This window comes from Saliniramus fredricksonii, assembly GCF_900094735.1.
Lineage (GTDB): Bacteria > Pseudomonadota > Alphaproteobacteria > Rhizobiales > Beijerinckiaceae > Saliniramus > Saliniramus fredricksonii.
On sequence record NZ_FMBM01000001.1, the window covers coordinates 1,294,112 to 1,308,782 of the forward strand.

A 14,671-nucleotide genomic window follows, 5' to 3' on the forward strand; every position below is an offset into this window, starting at 1 on the left:
CAACCGTGAAGGTGAGCGATGGGGCCGGCGAGCGCTTGTGCTGATCACGACGCGCGTTTCGATCTGCTCGCGCTCGGCGAGCCGCTGATCGAGTTCAACGCGGATGCAAGCGATGATCGCTGCCTGCGCGGTTTCGGCGGCGACGTCTCCAATGTCGCCGTCGCGGCGGCGCGGCTCGGGGCCCGGACCGGCTTTCTGGGCGCGCTCGGCGCGGATGCTTTCGGCGACGACGTCATGGCGCTCTGGGCGCGCGAGGGTGTCGATACGGCCTGCGTGCGGCGCGACCCGCAGGCGCCGACGGGAGCCTATCTCGTCGAGCATGGCGGCGCACAGGGGCACCGCTTCGCCTATCTGCGCGCATCCTCCGCCGCGACGCGCTACGCGCTCGACGACGCGGCGCGCGCCGCGCTGGCATCGACGCGCATCCTGCATCTCTCGGCAATCAGCCAGGGCATTTCGCTCGCGGCCTGCGATACCGGTTTCGAAGCCATGGCACTGGCGCGCGAGGCCGGCGCACGCATCGCCTATGATACCAATCTGCGCCTTGCCCTGTGGCCGCTGCCGCGCGCCCGCGCGATCATCCGCGAGGCTTTGCGGCTGTGCGACATCGCATTGCCCGGTCACGAGGATGCGGCGAAGATTTTCGGCACGCGCGATCCCGAGGCTCTGCTCGATCATTGTCTGGAGGGTGGTTGCGCCATCGTCGCGATGACGCTGGGCGCGCAGGGCGCGATCATCGCCACGCCGCATGCGCGCCGCCGCATCCCGGCCTTTCCGGTCACGGCGCGCGATGCGACGGGGGCCGGCGATGCCTTCGATGCCGCCTTTCTGGTGCATCTTCAGGAAACCGGTGATCCTTTCGCCGCCGGGCAGTATGCCTGTATCGCCGCCGCGCTCTCGACCACCGGATACGGCGCGATCGCGCCCTTGCCCGATCGCGCGGCGGTCGAGGCCGCCGGCGCAAACTTATCTGCTGACGGGGGCGGCTGAGCCGCTGACGAACCGGTCGCGTTCCGGCAGAGCGCAGCCGATCCGCGATGACCGGGTTTGTGCCGACTTCCGATCCGGGTCGTAGCGTGGCATGTTGCAGTGCAATGCGGCGAGCGGGAGCACGCCTGCCGTGGTTTCGCTCACGCATCGCGGGATCCCGTTGCCGGATCGCACGATCATCGCGGAACTCTTTTACGCCCTGCCGCGTCTTCGCAGCAGGCGTGCTACAGATTGATGACGGAGAGCCAATGTCCGACAAGACCGCGCATGCCGATCGGGAATCTCCTGAGCAAGTCCATATCGCTGCGGAATCCAGCAGCGGGCAACCGCCACGAGCCACTGGTTCCGGTGCCGATGGCAATCCGCAGCGCGCGGATATAGACACGCGCAAATGGCATGCCGAGTCCATCGACGACACGCTGCGGGCGCTGGCCGTCGATGCGGATGAGGGGCTTTCGCCAGACGCGATCGAGAAGCGCCGCGAGAGCTTCGGTCGGAACCAGCTTTCCCAGGGCGCGCAGCGCACCATGCTGCAGCGCTTCATCAGCCAGTTCGACAATCTCTTCATCTATCTGCTGCTCGTGGCGGGTGTGGTCACGGCGCTGCTCGGCGAATGGCTCGACAGCGGCGTCATCTTTGCCGTCGTCCTGATCATCGCCATCATCGGCTTCATTCAGGAAGGCCGCGCCGAGCAGGCGCTGGAGAGCGTGCGCGACATCCTCTCCAGCGACGCCTTCGCCCGGCGCGGGGGCAGGAAACGCAAGATCGACGCGAAGGAGCTCGTCCCCGGCGATATCGTCCATCTCGAAGCAGGTGACCGGGTGCCTGCCGATCTGCGGCTGATCAGGATCAGGAACCTGCAGACGCAGGAAGCGGCGCTGACCGGCGAATCGACCGCCGTCGAGAAGAAGACCGATCCGGTCGAGGAGAATGCCGATCTCGGCGACCGCCTGTGCATGGCCTATTCCGGCACACTGGTCACGGCGGGGATCGCGACCGGCGTCGTCACGGCGATCGGTGACCGGACCGAGATCGGGCGTATCAGCGGGCTGCTGAAGGATGTCGAGACGCTCAGGACGCCGCTGATGCAGCGCCTCGATGCCTTCACCAAGGTGCTTTCCGTCGTCATTCTGGGCATCGCCGCGCTGACTTTCGCGGTCGGCGTGCTGATCTGGGGACGCGACTGGGCGGAGATGTTCTTCGCTGCCGTCTCCATCGCGGTCGCCGCCATTCCCGAAGGCCTGCCCGCCGTGATGACGGTGACGCTCGCCATCGGTGTCGAGCGCATGGCGCGGCGCAACGCCATCATCCGCCGCCTGCCCGCCGTCGAGACTTTGGGCTCGGTCACCACGATCTGCGCCGACAAGACCGGCACGCTCACGCGCAACGAGATGACGGTAAAGACCGTGCGCTCGGGCGTGCGCGACATCGCCGTCGAGGGCGTGGGCTATGAGCCCCGAGGCGGTTTCACCAGCGATGAGCGGGATCTGGAGATCGAGAAGGGCATGCTCGCCCATGAAATGATCCGCGCCGGACTCTTGTGCAACGATGCCGAACTCGTCCGGAAGGGCGAGAATTCCGACACATCCTTCTGGGAGCCGGAAGGCGATCCCACCGAGGCGGCGCTGATCGTGCTCGCCTGCAAGGCGGGGTTTTCTCCCGATCAGCAGCACAAGGATTACCCGCGCCTCGATTCCATCCCCTTCTCCTCCGAGCGCCGCTACATGGCGACCCTCAACCATGATCACGAGGGCAACCACGTCATCTATGTGAAGGGCGCGCCGGAGCGCATTCTGGAGATGTGCGCCAGCGAGCTGGGTGAGGACGGGCCCGGCGAGATCGACAAGGATGCCTGGATGGCGCGCGCCGATGCGATCGCCGGGCACGGCCAGCGTCTGCTCGCGGTGGCGAAGAAGGATGTGTCGGAGCAATTCGAGATTACCGAGGGCGAGGTCGAAAGGGGCGAGCTCGTCTTCCTCGGCCTGTTCGGCCTGATGGATCCTGCGCGCGAAGAGGCGATCGACTCGGTACGCGTCTGCCATGAAGCGGGCATCAAGGTGAAGATGATCACCGGCGACCATGCCGCCACGGCACGTGCGGTGGCGCAGGAGCTCGGCCTGAAGCATACCGACAAGGTGATCACCGGGCGCGAACTGGAGCAGATATCCGACCAGGATCTCCCGCAGATGGCGCAGGATGTGGATGTGTTTGCCCGCGCCAGCCCGGAGCACAAGTTGCGGCTCGTCCGGGCGCTGCAATCGAAGCGCGAGATCTGCGCCATGACCGGCGACGGCGTCAACGATGCCCCGGCGTTGAAGCGCGCCGATGTCGGGATCAGCATGGGGCAGAAGGGTACCGAAGCCGCCCGCGAGGCCTCCGCCATGGTGCTCGCCGACGACAATTTCGCCTCGATCCAGCGCGCCATCGAGGAGGGCCGGACGGTCTATGACAATCTGCGCAAGGCCATCCTCTTCATCCTGCCCACCAATGCCGCGCAGGCGCTGATCGTGGCCACGGCGATCATGGCGGGGCTGGTCCTGCCGGTGAGCCCGGTGCAGATCCTGTGGGTCAACATGATCACCGCCGTCACGCTCGGCATCGCCTTCGCCTGGGAGAAGGCCGAGGGCAACGTCATGAAACGCAGGCCCCAGCCCGTCGACGAGCCGCTGCTGACACCCTTCGTGATCTGGCGCACCCTGTTCGTCGGCGCCATTCTTTTGATCGGCGCCGGAACGCTCTTCCTCACCCACAACGATGCGGATGGCGGCACGCTCGACTATGCCCGCACCATGGCGGTGAACGGGCTGGTGATGGGACAGATCTTCTATCTGCTCAACACCCGTTATTTCAGCGCGCCGGCCTGGACGGCGGAAGGGATCACCGGCAATCGTGTGGTGCTCATCGCCATCGGCGTGTGCATTGCGCTGCAGCTGCTGTTCACCTATGCGCCCTTCATGAACCTCCTGTTCGAGACCGCGCCGCTCGATGCGCTGGCCTGGGCCAAATGCATCGCGGTGGGTATCGTCGTCTTCGTATTGGTGGAGGCGGAAAAGGCGCTGGCACGCGCGGGCAAACACCCCTTCGCCCGCGATTTCAGCCAGCCGGCGGAAAACAAGGCGAATCGGGAGGCATGATGAGCGGATTGAAAGCGGTTCTGTTCGATATGGACGGGGTCATCACCGATACGGCCCGCGCCCATGCGCAGGCCTGGAAGGCCCTGTTCGACGGCTATCTCGCCGAGCACCATCCGGACGAGCCGGAATTCGACATCGACGCGGATTACCGCGCCCATGTCGACGGCAAGCCGCGCTATGACGGCGTGCGCGATTTTCTCGCCTCGCGCGGCATCAGCCTGCCGCAGGGCAGCCCGGAGGATGAGCCGGGGACGCAGACGATCTGCGGGCTGGGCAATACGAAGAATGTCGAGTTCAACCGCTGGATTTCGGAGAATCCCGTCGAACCCTATCCCGGCACGCTGGCCCTGCTTGATGCGCTCGATGCGGCAGGGATTGCGAGCGCGCTGTTCACCTCCAGCCGCAACGCCGATGCCGTGCTCGCGGCTGCGGGGCTCTCGGAACGTTTCGATGTGCGTATCGACGGCGTGGTGATGGCAAAGCGCGGCCTGCCCGGCAAGCCCGACCCCGCCATCATGCACCAGGCCGCCGACGGGCTCGGCGTCGCGCCCGGTGATTGCGCCATCATCGAGGATGCTTTTTCGGGCGTCCAGGCCGGGGCGAAGGGCGGATTCGCGCAGGTGATCGGCGTGGCGCGCGAGGACAATGCCGAGGCGCTCGATGAGGGCGGCGCGGATATCGTGGTGCGCGATCTCGCGGAACTGCGCCTTGATGGCGGGCGGCTGGCCACGCGCACCCTGCACGGACTGCCGGATGCGCTGGCCGCGATGGACGCGATCGCCGCCCGGCTCGAAGGCAAACGCGCCGCCATCTTCCTCGATTACGACGGCACGCTCTCGCCCATCGTCGATAATCCCGATGATGCCGTCTTGAGCGGCGGCATGCGCGGCGCGATCGACCGGCTCTCGCAGGTCGCCGCCGTGGCGATCGTCTCGGGCCGCGATCTCGACGACGTGCGCCATTTCGTGCAGCTCGATCATCTCTATTACGCCGGCAGCCACGGTTTCGACATGGCCGGCCCCGGTGGCTGGCGCCATATCGTGGAGAAGGGCAAGGCCTTCCTGCCCGCCCTCGATGCGGCGACGAAAGCACTCGGGGAGGCGCTGTCGGGAATCGCGGGCGCGCGGGTCGAGCGCAAGAAATTCTCCCTCGCCGTGCATTACCGGCAGGTCGCGGCGGGCAACGAGGCGCAGGTTGCGCGGATCGTGCATCAGGTGGTGGAGCAAAACGGCAAGCTGCGGGCTTCCGGCGGCAAGAAGGTCTTCGACGTCAAGCCCCGCGCCGACTGGCACAAGGGCCGCGCCGTCCTCGCCCTGCTCGACACGCTCGATCTCGCCGGCGACGATGTGCTGGCTTTCTATTGCGGCGACGACACCACCGACGAGGATGCCTTCCGGGTGCTCGCCCGCGACGGCATCGGTGTGGTCGTGCGCGACAAGGCCGATCGGGCCAGCGCCGCGCGCTATGCCCTCGACGATGTGGAGGCGGTCGAGCGGTTTCTGGCAGAACTCGCGGCGCGGATCGGGCGCGGCTGAACCAATCGCGGCGGTTTCGCGTTGGATGAGCAGAGCCATGGCTTGCGCCGAATGATTCCCGCATGACGCGACGGCGTTGCGAGGCGGGGCGGCGCGCCAGCAAGAGGAGCCCGTCCATGACCTGCCAGCCATCATCCGATACGCATCACGCCTGCACCTTTCCCCGCCTGCGGGCCGGCTTCGCTGCCGCAACCTTCACCCTCGGCATGGGGGCGTTCGTGGCAGCGCTCGCACCGCAACAGGCTGCGGCGCAGGAGGCCTTCATGGTCTGTGATGAACAGCGTGCCCTCGAACAGGCCCTGGCAAGCGACGGCGATTTCATGCCCGATGGCTGCCGGGTCATGCGGCTTTCCACGCTCGATACCGATCAGGGGCGGTTCTGCGTCATGGAATTCGACGAATCCGATGATCCCGGCCTGATGGACCGGCTCACCGATGCAGCCCTGCCCGATACCTGGTGGATGCGCTGCGCGGATCTCGGCGAGGCCATGTGACGCAGTGGAGGCCATGTGACGCAGTGGACGAGGCACGCATATGAGCGAGGAACTCAGACCACGCCAGACACAGCCGCATCAGCCCGGGCGCGAGGATACGATGCGGCCCAGGCCCGATTCCGCGCCGCGCTTCACCGGCTCCGGTCGCCTCAAGGGCAAGGTGGCGCTGATCACCGGCGGTGACAGCGGCATCGGTCGCGCCGTCGCCCGGGCCATGGCCCGCGAGGGCGCCGAGATCGCCATCGCCTATCTGGACGAGCACGTGGATGCGCGCGAAACCTGCGGACTGGTTGCGGATGAAGGACGCGAGGCGCTCGCCGTGGCGGGTGATATCGGCGATCCGGCGCATGCCGGGGCGCTGGTCGCGCAGGTTGTCGCGCGGTTCGGGCGGCTCGACATCCTCGTCAACAATGCCGCCGAGCAGCATGAATGCGATGATCTGACCGATATCACGCCGGATCAGCTGGAGCGGACCTTCCGCAGCAATGTCTTCGGCTATTTCCACGTCACCCGGGCCGCCCTGCCGGCCCTGCGCGAGAGCCGTGGCACGATCATCAACACGACCTCCGTCACTGCTTATCGCGGCTCGCCAAAGCTGATCGACTATGCTGCGACGCGCGGGGCCATCGTGGCCTTCACCCGTTCGCTCTCCATCGCCCTGCAAAAGGACGGTATGCGGGTGAATGCGGTGGCGCCGGGGCCGATCTGGACGCCGCTGATCCCGGCCTCCTTCGACGAGGAGCGCACCGCCACGCATGGTTCCGGCGCCCCGATGCAGCGTGCCGGCCAGCCCTGCGAGATCGCCCCGAGCTACGTCTTCCTCGCCAGCGCCGATGCCAGCTACATGTCGGGCCAGGTTCTGCATCCCAATGGCGGCGAGATCATCGGGGGCTAGATGCCCACAGGCAGCGGCGCGCCAGTGGCATCTGCGCAGAATCGCAAGGCGCGGCCCCTTGCGGTCGTCGAGCCGCTCATGCACCTTGATCGGGCACAGTTCCCAAGCGCCAGCGCTTTTCCGACCGCATGAGAGGTATCCATGTCCCGCATCGTTTTCGTCAACGGTGAATTCGTCCCCTATGAAGAGGCGCGCATCTCCATCATGGATCGCGGCTTCCTCTTCGGCGACGGAATCTACGAGGTCGCGGCGGTTCTGGGCGGGCGGCTCGTGGATAACGATGCGCATCTGGCGCGGCTGGTGCGCTGCCTCGGCGAAATCGGGATCGAAAATCCCTATCCGGTCGCGGAATGGGCGCAGCTCGAGGAAGAGCTCGTCAAGCGCAACGGGCTCGTCGAGGGGCTCGTCTACATGGAGGTGACGCGCGGCGTCTGGGAGCGCGATTTTCCCTTCCCGCCGGCGGATGTCAAACCCACCGTGGTGATGTTCACCCAGGAGAAATCGATCACCGGCTCCAAACTGGCCGAGACCGGCGCGAAAGTGATCACCGTGCCGGATCTGCGCTGGAAGCGCCGCGATATCAAATCCGTCGCGCTGCTCGCCCAGGTCCTGGCCAAGCAGGAAGCGGCCAAGGCCGGCGTCTCCGAGGCCTGGATGGTGGAGGATGGCTATGTCACGGAAGGTGGCTCCTCGACGGCCTTCATCATCACGAAGGACGGGCGCATCGTCACCCGCCCGCTCTCCAACGCCATCCTGCCCGGCATCACCCGCCAGGCGGTGATGCATCTCGCCGAGGAGCAGGGGCTCACGCTGGAGGAGCGGCTGTTCACCGTGGAGGAGGCGCTCGATGCGGCGGAAGCCTTCTACACCTCCGCTTCCGCCTTCGTGATGCCGACGGTGGAGATGGACGGCAAACCGATCGCCGACGGCAAGCCCGGCCCGCTGACACGCCGGCTGCGTGCGCTCTATCTCGATATGGCGCAAGCCACGAATTCCGGAAAGATGGGCTGAAACCATGCGCAGGATTCGCGTTGCTGCGGCCCAGATGGGGCCGATCCAGAAGGCCGAGACCCGTGAGCAAGTTGTGGCGCGCATGATCGCGCTGATGGATGATGCAGCTGGCAAGGGTGCCGATTTCATCGTCTATCCCGAACTCGCGCTGACCACCTTCTTCCCGCGCTGGTATCACGCGGATCGCGCCGAGGCCGATCACTGGTTCGAGGCGCAGATGCCCGGGCCGCAGACGCAGCCCCTGTTCGACCGCGCCCGCGAACACGGCATGGCCATGTCCTTCGGCTATGCCGAGCTGACGCCGGACGGGCACCATTTCAACACATCGATCCTCGTCGACAAATCCGGCGCCATCATCGGCAAGTATCGCAAGATCCACCTGCCCGGCCATGACGAGTACGACGAGGAGCGCGCCTTCCAGCATCTGGAGAAGCGCTATTTCGAGCCCGGCGATCTCGGCTTCCCGGTCTGGCGCATGCTGGGCGGCATCTTCGGCATGTGCATCTGCAACGACCGGCGCTGGCCCGAGACCTATCGCGTCATGGGGCTGCAGGGGGTCGAGATGGTCGTGCTTGGTTTCAACACGCCATCCGTCAATTCGCAGAAGGGCGAGGAGGGGATCGAGCAGCGCATGTTCCATCATCGCCTCTCGCTCCAGGCCGGTGCCTATCAGAACGCGACCTGGGTCGTCGCCGTGGCGAAGGCGGGCAGCGAGGACGGGCACCATCTGATGGGCGGGACCATGATCGTCGATCCCGACGGCTTCATCGTCGCACAGCTCGGCCACGAGGATGACGGCGTGCTGGTGCATGATTGCGATCTCGACGCCACGCGTTTCGGCAAGGAGACGATCTTCGATTTCGCCAGGCATCGCCGCATCGCGCATTACGGGCTGATCACCGGGCGGGTGGGGGCCGAGCCTCCGCCGGAAGAGTGAGGCAAGCGAAAGCCTGAGGCGGCTTGCCGATTCTTCTTGCCAACGGGGAATTTCCGGCTAAAGCAAATCTGCTTTCCAGCACGGAAGAGCCCCCAGGAAGAATCCGCCCATGGCACGCCTCACCATGTCACGGTCGACCGGCGACCTGATCGCCGATCGGCGCTACGGCTATGCCCGATCCTGCTTCGATGCCGACGATCACACGGGCGCGGCGGATGTCGCGCGCGCAGTGCTGGAACGCGCTCCCGGTTTTGCGCCGGCCTGGTCGCTGCTCGGCGAGGCCGAGGCGGCCCTGGGCAATCGCGAGGCGGCGATCGATGCGTTGCTCAAGGCGCTCGAGATCGAGCCGGAAGATGTGCTCGGCGCCTCGATCACGCTGGCGCGTCTGGGCGCATTGCCGCAGGCCGCAGCGCTGACCAACGGCTATGTGCGCACCCTGTTCGACCGTTATGCCGGCGCTTTCGACGCGCATCTGACCGGTCAGCTGGAATACCGCGCGCCCGCACAGATCAGCGATGCGCTCGACCGGCTCGCGCCCGGGCGGCGCTTTGCGTCATGTCTCGATCTGGGATGCGGGACCGGGCTGATGGGTGCCGCGATTCGTGAGCGCGCCGCGTATCTCACCGGCCTCGACATCGCCCCCGCCATGGTCGCGAAAGCCGCCGAAAAGCGCATCTATGATGCGCTGGTCGTGGCCGAACTCACCGAATTTCTGGCCGGGCAGTCCGAAGACACGCATGATCTGATCCTGGCCGCCGATGTGATGGTCTATATCGGCGATCCGGCGCAGGTGCTGGCCGGTGCGGTGCGCGCATTGCGGCCTGGAGGATTGTTCGTGTTTTCGGTGCAATCCGCACGTGAAACGATGCCCGAGGGTTTTCGCATCGGCGCCGATTCGCGCTTTGCCCATGACGCGGCCTTCCTGCGACGCCGCGCCGCCGATGCGGGTTTCACGATCATGCTCTTCGAGCCGGCAACGACTCGTCGTGACGCGGGTGCGCCGGTTCCGGGCTATCTCGTCGCGTTGGAAGTGTGAGCCGATCGCGCGCGCCGGTTTCCCCGAGAAACCGGGCGCTGCCCGATATGCGCACATGCGGAAAGCGCCCTGCCAGCCCGAGCCGCCCGCCCGGCGCGGAGGCTTGCCATGCGCGCAGCCGCGCCCTTCCGAGTCGCGCGGCCCAATAGCCGTACAGCTTGCAATGTGCCGAGACGCAGACCGCATCCTCGTCGATGCCGATGCGCGGGGCGAAGAAGCGCGACACGATATCCACGGGCTCGCCGCCATCGGGCATGGCGATATCCGGATCGGCTGCGGCGGTGATGACCAGTCCCCGGCAGGGCAAACCCGCGATTGCCGCGATAGCGGGGCGATGCGCGATCACGGCATCGGCGCTCTCCAGTACGGCGACGATGTCGTCGCGCGCCTGCAGCACCGCTTGCGGACGCCGCCCGAGCGCGCCCGTCACCGCTTGCGCGATATCGGGCATGGCCCGGGTGAGTCCGAGAGCGGGCAGGTCGATGGCGATCCGTTCGCCTGCGCGGCGGGCGTGGAGGATGCCGCTGGCGGATTCGAGGCGCCAGGATGCTTCGCGATCGGGCGTGATGCGATAAAGCCAGGCTGCGGCGGCCAGGGTCCCGTGGCCGCACAGGTCGAGCTCCGCATTCGGGCTGAACCAGCGGATCCTGTAATCGGCCTCGCCCGCTCCCGGAACCAGCAGGGAGACGATCGGCAGGCAAAGCTGGCGCGCCAGCGCGCTCAGCGCCGCCGGGGAGGGCGCATCATCACGGATCAGTACGCCCGCCGGGTTGCCGGCGAAGTGATCATCGGCGAAGGCATGGACGATGGCGAGCCCCTGCGCATCGGCAGGGGCGCAGGCCTGCGCGGGATCACCGGCGGGCTGGCTGAGACTGAATCCGTTACGGGTCATGCCGGTCTCCGGGCTGCGTTGATGCGCGTCATGCGTGCGTCATTATCACAATATTCGTAAAGATTGTATCAGCTTCGGCTGCCTTGCCGTTATCGGTGTGCACAACGCCCCGAACCCGCTGCCCGCTTTGTGGCCTTGCCAGCCCGCCCGCACCGCCGCAGGCTGGGATGATCCAGGAACATGTGTGAGGGGAGGCCGGCATGGCGGAACGGGAGAAGACGGGTACGATGATCGTCACCGGGGGCAGCCGCGGTATCGGCGCGGCGGTGATCGCGGGCGCGGCGCGAGCCGGCTACCGGATTTGTTTCAGCTATGGCGCGGATGTGGCGGGCGCCGAACGCGTCGTCGCGGATGCGGAGGGGGCAGGGGCGGAGATCACGACCGTCAAGGCCGATATGGGCAGCGAGGACGGGGTCATGGCGCTGTTTGCCGCCTGTGACACGGCATATGGCGCGCCGGATGTGCTGATCAACAATGCCGGCATTACCGGCAAGTTGACCCGCGTGGCCGATATGGAGGCCGGCGAAATTACCCGGGTGATGAATATCAACGTGCTCGGCTATTTTCTGGCCGCGCGCGAGGCGATCCGCCGGATGTCGACGCAACGCGGCGGGCGCGGTGGCAGCATCGTCAATGTCTCCTCGCGTGCCGCCGTGCTCGGGGGGCCGGGCGAGTTCGTGCATTACGGCGCGAGCAAGGGCGCCACGGATACGATGACGCTCGGCATGTCGAAGGAAGTCGGTGCCGAGGGCATCCGCGTCAACGCGGTGCGCCCCGGTCTGATCGAGACGGATATCCATGCGCTGGCCGGCGCGCCGGACCGGGTCGATCGGCTGATGAGCGGTGTGCCGATGGGCCGCGCCGGCAGTGCGGAGGAAGTGGCGCGCACCATCCTGTGGCTGGCCGGGCCGGATTCGTCCTATGTCAGCGGCGCCCTGCTTGATGTGTCGGGCGGGCGTTGACGCATCAGTAGATACGGCAGGGCAGAGGCAGCAAAAAAGGGGAGGCGGCCCCGGAAGACCGGGGCCGCCAGGGATGCGAGACGGCGGGCAGGTGGGGAGCGCGCCCGGGCTCCGTCTCGCGGGACCGTGAAACCGGTTGCTCAGAAGGGCAGCAGGATATCCATCACCTGCTGGCCGTAGCGCGGCTGCTGCACATCGGTGAGATGGCCCCGTCCGCCATAGGCGATGCGCGCCTGCGCGATCTTGGTGGAATCGATGGTGTTGTCGGCATCAATGTCTTCCGGTCGTACCACGCCGGCGACGATGAGTTCGCGGACCTCGAAATTCACCCGGATCTCCTGCTTGCCCTCGATCACGAGATTGCCGTTGGGCAGAAGCTGCGTTACCACGGCGGCGACATTGGTGGTGAGCTGCTCCGAACGCCGGGTCGAACCCTCGCCGCGGCTGCTGGAATCGGAATCGACGCCGACCAGAGCATCGGCGCGGACATCGTCGGGAAGGACGCGATCGAGCCGGGTCTCGAATCCCATCAGGCTTTCTGCGCCCAGATTCTCGCCGTTCTGGCGTGAGCGCTCGGTCTGGTTCCTGAATTGCGCCTGATCGGTGACCCGCACCCGCACGGTGAGGATGTCGCCGACCCGGGCGGCGCGCTGGTCCTTGAAGAAGGCGCGCGAACCGTGGCGCCAGAGCGAGTTGGAGGCGAAAGCCGCCGGCTCGGCATCCGGCATGGGCATGCGCACCGGCTTGTAGCCGGCCTGGCTGGTCGGATCCTCGATCGCCGAGAGCGCAGGCGCGCGCCCGACATTGGCGAGGCGATCGGCGGCGCCGCAGGCGGCGAGGCCGAGCACCAGGGAGAGAACGCCGATGCGGCGCAGGAAGCGGGGGGTGAACATGGCTGAAATCCCTGCTCGCATTACTGGATGATGCGCTGCGTCGCGGCGACGGGCCCGAGCGAGGGCGCCTCCACCGTAACCCGTCCCTGACCGCTGACGGTCGCCTGCAGGACGCGTCTGGATTCGGGATTGGTCACTGCGATGACCTCGCCACGCGCGCCGGATTCCTTGGCCGCGCCGCGCATGGTCAGGGTGAGGTTGCGGCTGCGATAGATGATCATCACGTTCTGTCCGCGCTCGACCAGGACCTCACGCGCGAGGTCACCGCTGCGCAGGGCGCGCCCCGCAGCGAGGTTGCGCCGGGCCACGCGCTCTTCGAGATCGAGCTGCGCGTACCAGGCATCGCGCGGGATGTTGGCGGCAGGGCGGCGTTCGATGCGAAGATCGGCCGGGTTGATCCGTTCGCCACGCGATACCGGGCGTTCGAGCATGGCGATCTCGACGGTGGTGACGGCGCGCCCCGCCACCATTGCCTGGCCGAGCCGTCGCGAGGCGCTCTCGCCGACATAGACCAGCGCGGCGAGGCGCCCGCTGCCGTGATCGTAGCGCAGATCGGTCACCGCCACCGGGTCGGCGGCGTGAGGCGGAACGCGCATATGCGGTGCCCGGCCCTCGAAGCGGATCTCGATCGCCTCGGCCGGCTCACCCCGCTGTGCGGCGATGGCCTCGGCCAGAGCCGCAGCGATCTCGTTTTCGTCGATCTCGCGCGCAGCGCGGGTGACGTGGACCTCATTGCGACCGAAAGTCTGGGGCGGTCGCAAGCCGAGTTGCTCGGCAGCGGCAAGGATGCGCATCGTGGCGATGGTGCCGTTCTCGCCCAGATCCGGTGCGCGGAAAGCAGCGATTTCCGCGACGTCGTCGGGAATGCCGGCGAGGAGATCGCCGATCGTGACGACATCGGCATCGACCGTGACGTCGCCGCGCAGCCGCGGCGCGTCATCGGCATCATCGCCGGTCGCGAGGGCGGGCACCGTCAGGACAACGACGAGGGTGATCGCGAGAATGAAGCCGGCGACACGGGCGATCAGCCCGGGACCGAGACGCGCGCAGCGCTGTGCGCCGAGGGGATGGATGCGACGATCAAGGCTCATGACCTGTTACCCCCTGAACATCTGGTTGGCGGCGGTCAGCATCTGATCGGCGGCGCTGACCACCTTGGAATTCATCTCGTAGGCGCGCTGTGCCGCGATCAGCGCGGAGATCTCGGTCACCGCATTGACATTGGCTTCTTCGAGGAAGCCCTGTTGCAGATTGCCGAACCCTTCCTCTCCGGGCTGGCCCTCGATGGCCGGGCCGGATGCGGCGGTCTGCAGGAAGAGGTTGTCGCCGATCGCCTGCAGCCCCGCCTTGTTCACGAAACGCGACATGGCGATCTGACCGACGTCCTGTGGCTCGTTGGCGCCCCCGAGCAGCACCTGGACCTGGCCCTGCGCCGAGATCGAGACGCTGCGCGCATCCTGCGGCACCTGGATGCCCGGTGCGACGCGATAGCCGTCCTTCGTAACGAGTTCGCCTTCCGCATTCAGTTCGAAACCACCGTCTCGGGTATAGGCGGTGCGACCGTCGGGCATCTCGATCTGGAAGAAGCCCTCGCCGCGTATGGCGACATCGTAATCCTTCTCGGTGGGCGAGATGTTGCCCTGCGACATGGCGCGGGCGGTGGAAACCGACTTCACACCCGTGCCGATCTCGATTCCCGCCGGTACACGGGTATCCTGCTCGGAGGTCACGGTGCCGGATCGGCGCATGTCCTGATAGAGCAGATCCTGGAAATGCGCCTGCTGGCGTTTGTAGCCGGTCGTGCGCATGTTGGCGATGTTGTTGGAGATGACCTGAACGTTGAGTTCCTGGGCGGTCATCCCGGTCGCGGCTGTGTGCAGGGCACGCATGAT

At 66.7% G+C, this 14,671-nt stretch carries 13 protein-coding genes; 9 read left to right on the forward strand and 4 right to left on the reverse strand.

Going from position 1 to position 14,671, the window contains the following annotated elements; all coding sequences use genetic code 11:
• Nucleotides 1-18: 18 nt before the first annotated feature.
• The 8 genes from GA0071312_RS05890 to GA0071312_RS05925 all read left to right on the forward strand — a co-directional run bounded on the left by GA0071312_RS05890 (nt 19) and on the right by GA0071312_RS05925 (nt 10,032).
• The gene (locus GA0071312_RS05890) at nt 19-990 is read left to right on the forward strand and encodes a sugar kinase (protein ID WP_074443956.1); all 972 of its coding nucleotides are present in this window, start codon (nt 19-21) and stop codon (nt 988-990) included.
• Between the two features lie 248 nt (nt 991-1,238).
• Nucleotides 1,239-4,124 carry a cation-transporting P-type ATPase gene (locus GA0071312_RS05895; RefSeq protein ID WP_083204339.1) on the forward strand — a complete coding sequence of 962 codons (2,886 nt, stop codon included), beginning with the start codon at nt 1,239-1,241 and terminating at the stop codon, nt 4,122-4,124.
• Nucleotides 4,124-5,659, forward strand: coding sequence for a trehalose-phosphatase (gene otsB, locus GA0071312_RS05900; protein ID WP_074444272.1), 1,536 nt, complete (start codon nt 4,124-4,126; stop codon nt 5,657-5,659). The genes GA0071312_RS05895 and otsB overlap by 1 nt, the downstream gene beginning before the upstream one ends.
• A gap of 116 nt (nt 5,660-5,775) precedes the next feature.
• The gene (locus GA0071312_RS05905; protein ID WP_131817719.1) at nt 5,776-6,153 is read left to right on the forward strand and encodes a hypothetical protein; all 378 of its coding nucleotides are present in this window, start codon (nt 5,776-5,778) and stop codon (nt 6,151-6,153) included.
• Between the two features lie 40 nt (nt 6,154-6,193).
• Nucleotides 6,194-7,048, forward strand: coding sequence for an SDR family oxidoreductase (locus tag GA0071312_RS05910; RefSeq protein WP_074443958.1), 855 nt, complete (start codon nt 6,194-6,196; stop codon nt 7,046-7,048).
• Nucleotides 7,049-7,189: 141 nt separating this feature from the next.
• Complete coding sequence (locus GA0071312_RS05915; protein ID WP_074443959.1) at nt 7,190-8,059, forward strand: D-amino-acid transaminase; 870 nt, start codon at nt 7,190-7,192, stop codon at nt 8,057-8,059.
• 4 nt (nt 8,060-8,063) lie between these two features.
• Nucleotides 8,064-8,996, forward strand: a complete 933-nt coding sequence (locus GA0071312_RS05920; protein WP_074443960.1) for an N-carbamoyl-D-amino-acid hydrolase — start codon at nt 8,064-8,066, stop codon at nt 8,994-8,996.
• 109 nt (nt 8,997-9,105) lie between these two features.
• Nucleotides 9,106-10,032: a class I SAM-dependent DNA methyltransferase gene (locus tag GA0071312_RS05925; RefSeq protein WP_074443961.1), complete on the forward strand. Its 927-nt coding sequence runs from the start codon at nt 9,106-9,108 to the stop codon at nt 10,030-10,032.
• Here GA0071312_RS05925 and GA0071312_RS05930 read toward each other — a convergent pair.
• A complete protein-coding gene (locus tag GA0071312_RS05930) occupies nt 9,953-10,924 on the reverse strand; it encodes a PhzF family phenazine biosynthesis protein (protein ID WP_074443962.1) in 972 nt (323 codons plus the stop codon). The genes GA0071312_RS05925 and GA0071312_RS05930 overlap by 80 nt on opposite strands.
• Before the next feature lie 200 nt (nt 10,925-11,124).
• Here GA0071312_RS05930 and GA0071312_RS05935 point away from each other — a divergent pair, with 200 nt between their 5' ends.
• Nucleotides 11,125-11,886, forward strand: coding sequence for an SDR family oxidoreductase (locus GA0071312_RS05935; RefSeq protein ID WP_074443963.1), 762 nt, complete (start codon nt 11,125-11,127; stop codon nt 11,884-11,886).
• A gap of 140 nt (nt 11,887-12,026) precedes the next feature.
• Here the strand turns inward: GA0071312_RS05935 and flgH are convergent, their stop codons facing one another.
• From flgH to flgG, 3 genes are read right to left on the reverse strand one after another with little or no spacing between them, the layout of a single operon-like run.
• A complete protein-coding gene (gene flgH, locus GA0071312_RS05940; protein WP_074443964.1) occupies nt 12,027-12,779 on the reverse strand; it encodes a flagellar basal body L-ring protein FlgH in 753 nt (250 codons plus the stop codon).
• Between the two features lie 20 nt (nt 12,780-12,799).
• Nucleotides 12,800-13,870: a flagellar basal body P-ring formation chaperone FlgA gene (gene flgA, locus GA0071312_RS05945; RefSeq protein WP_074443965.1), complete on the reverse strand. Its 1,071-nt coding sequence runs from the start codon at nt 13,868-13,870 to the stop codon at nt 12,800-12,802.
• 6 nt (nt 13,871-13,876) lie between these two features.
• Entirely contained in the window at nt 13,877-14,668 is a 792-nt protein-coding gene (gene flgG / locus GA0071312_RS05950) for a flagellar basal-body rod protein FlgG (protein WP_074443966.1), read from the reverse strand.
• Between the last annotated feature and the right edge of the window lie 3 nt (nt 14,669-14,671).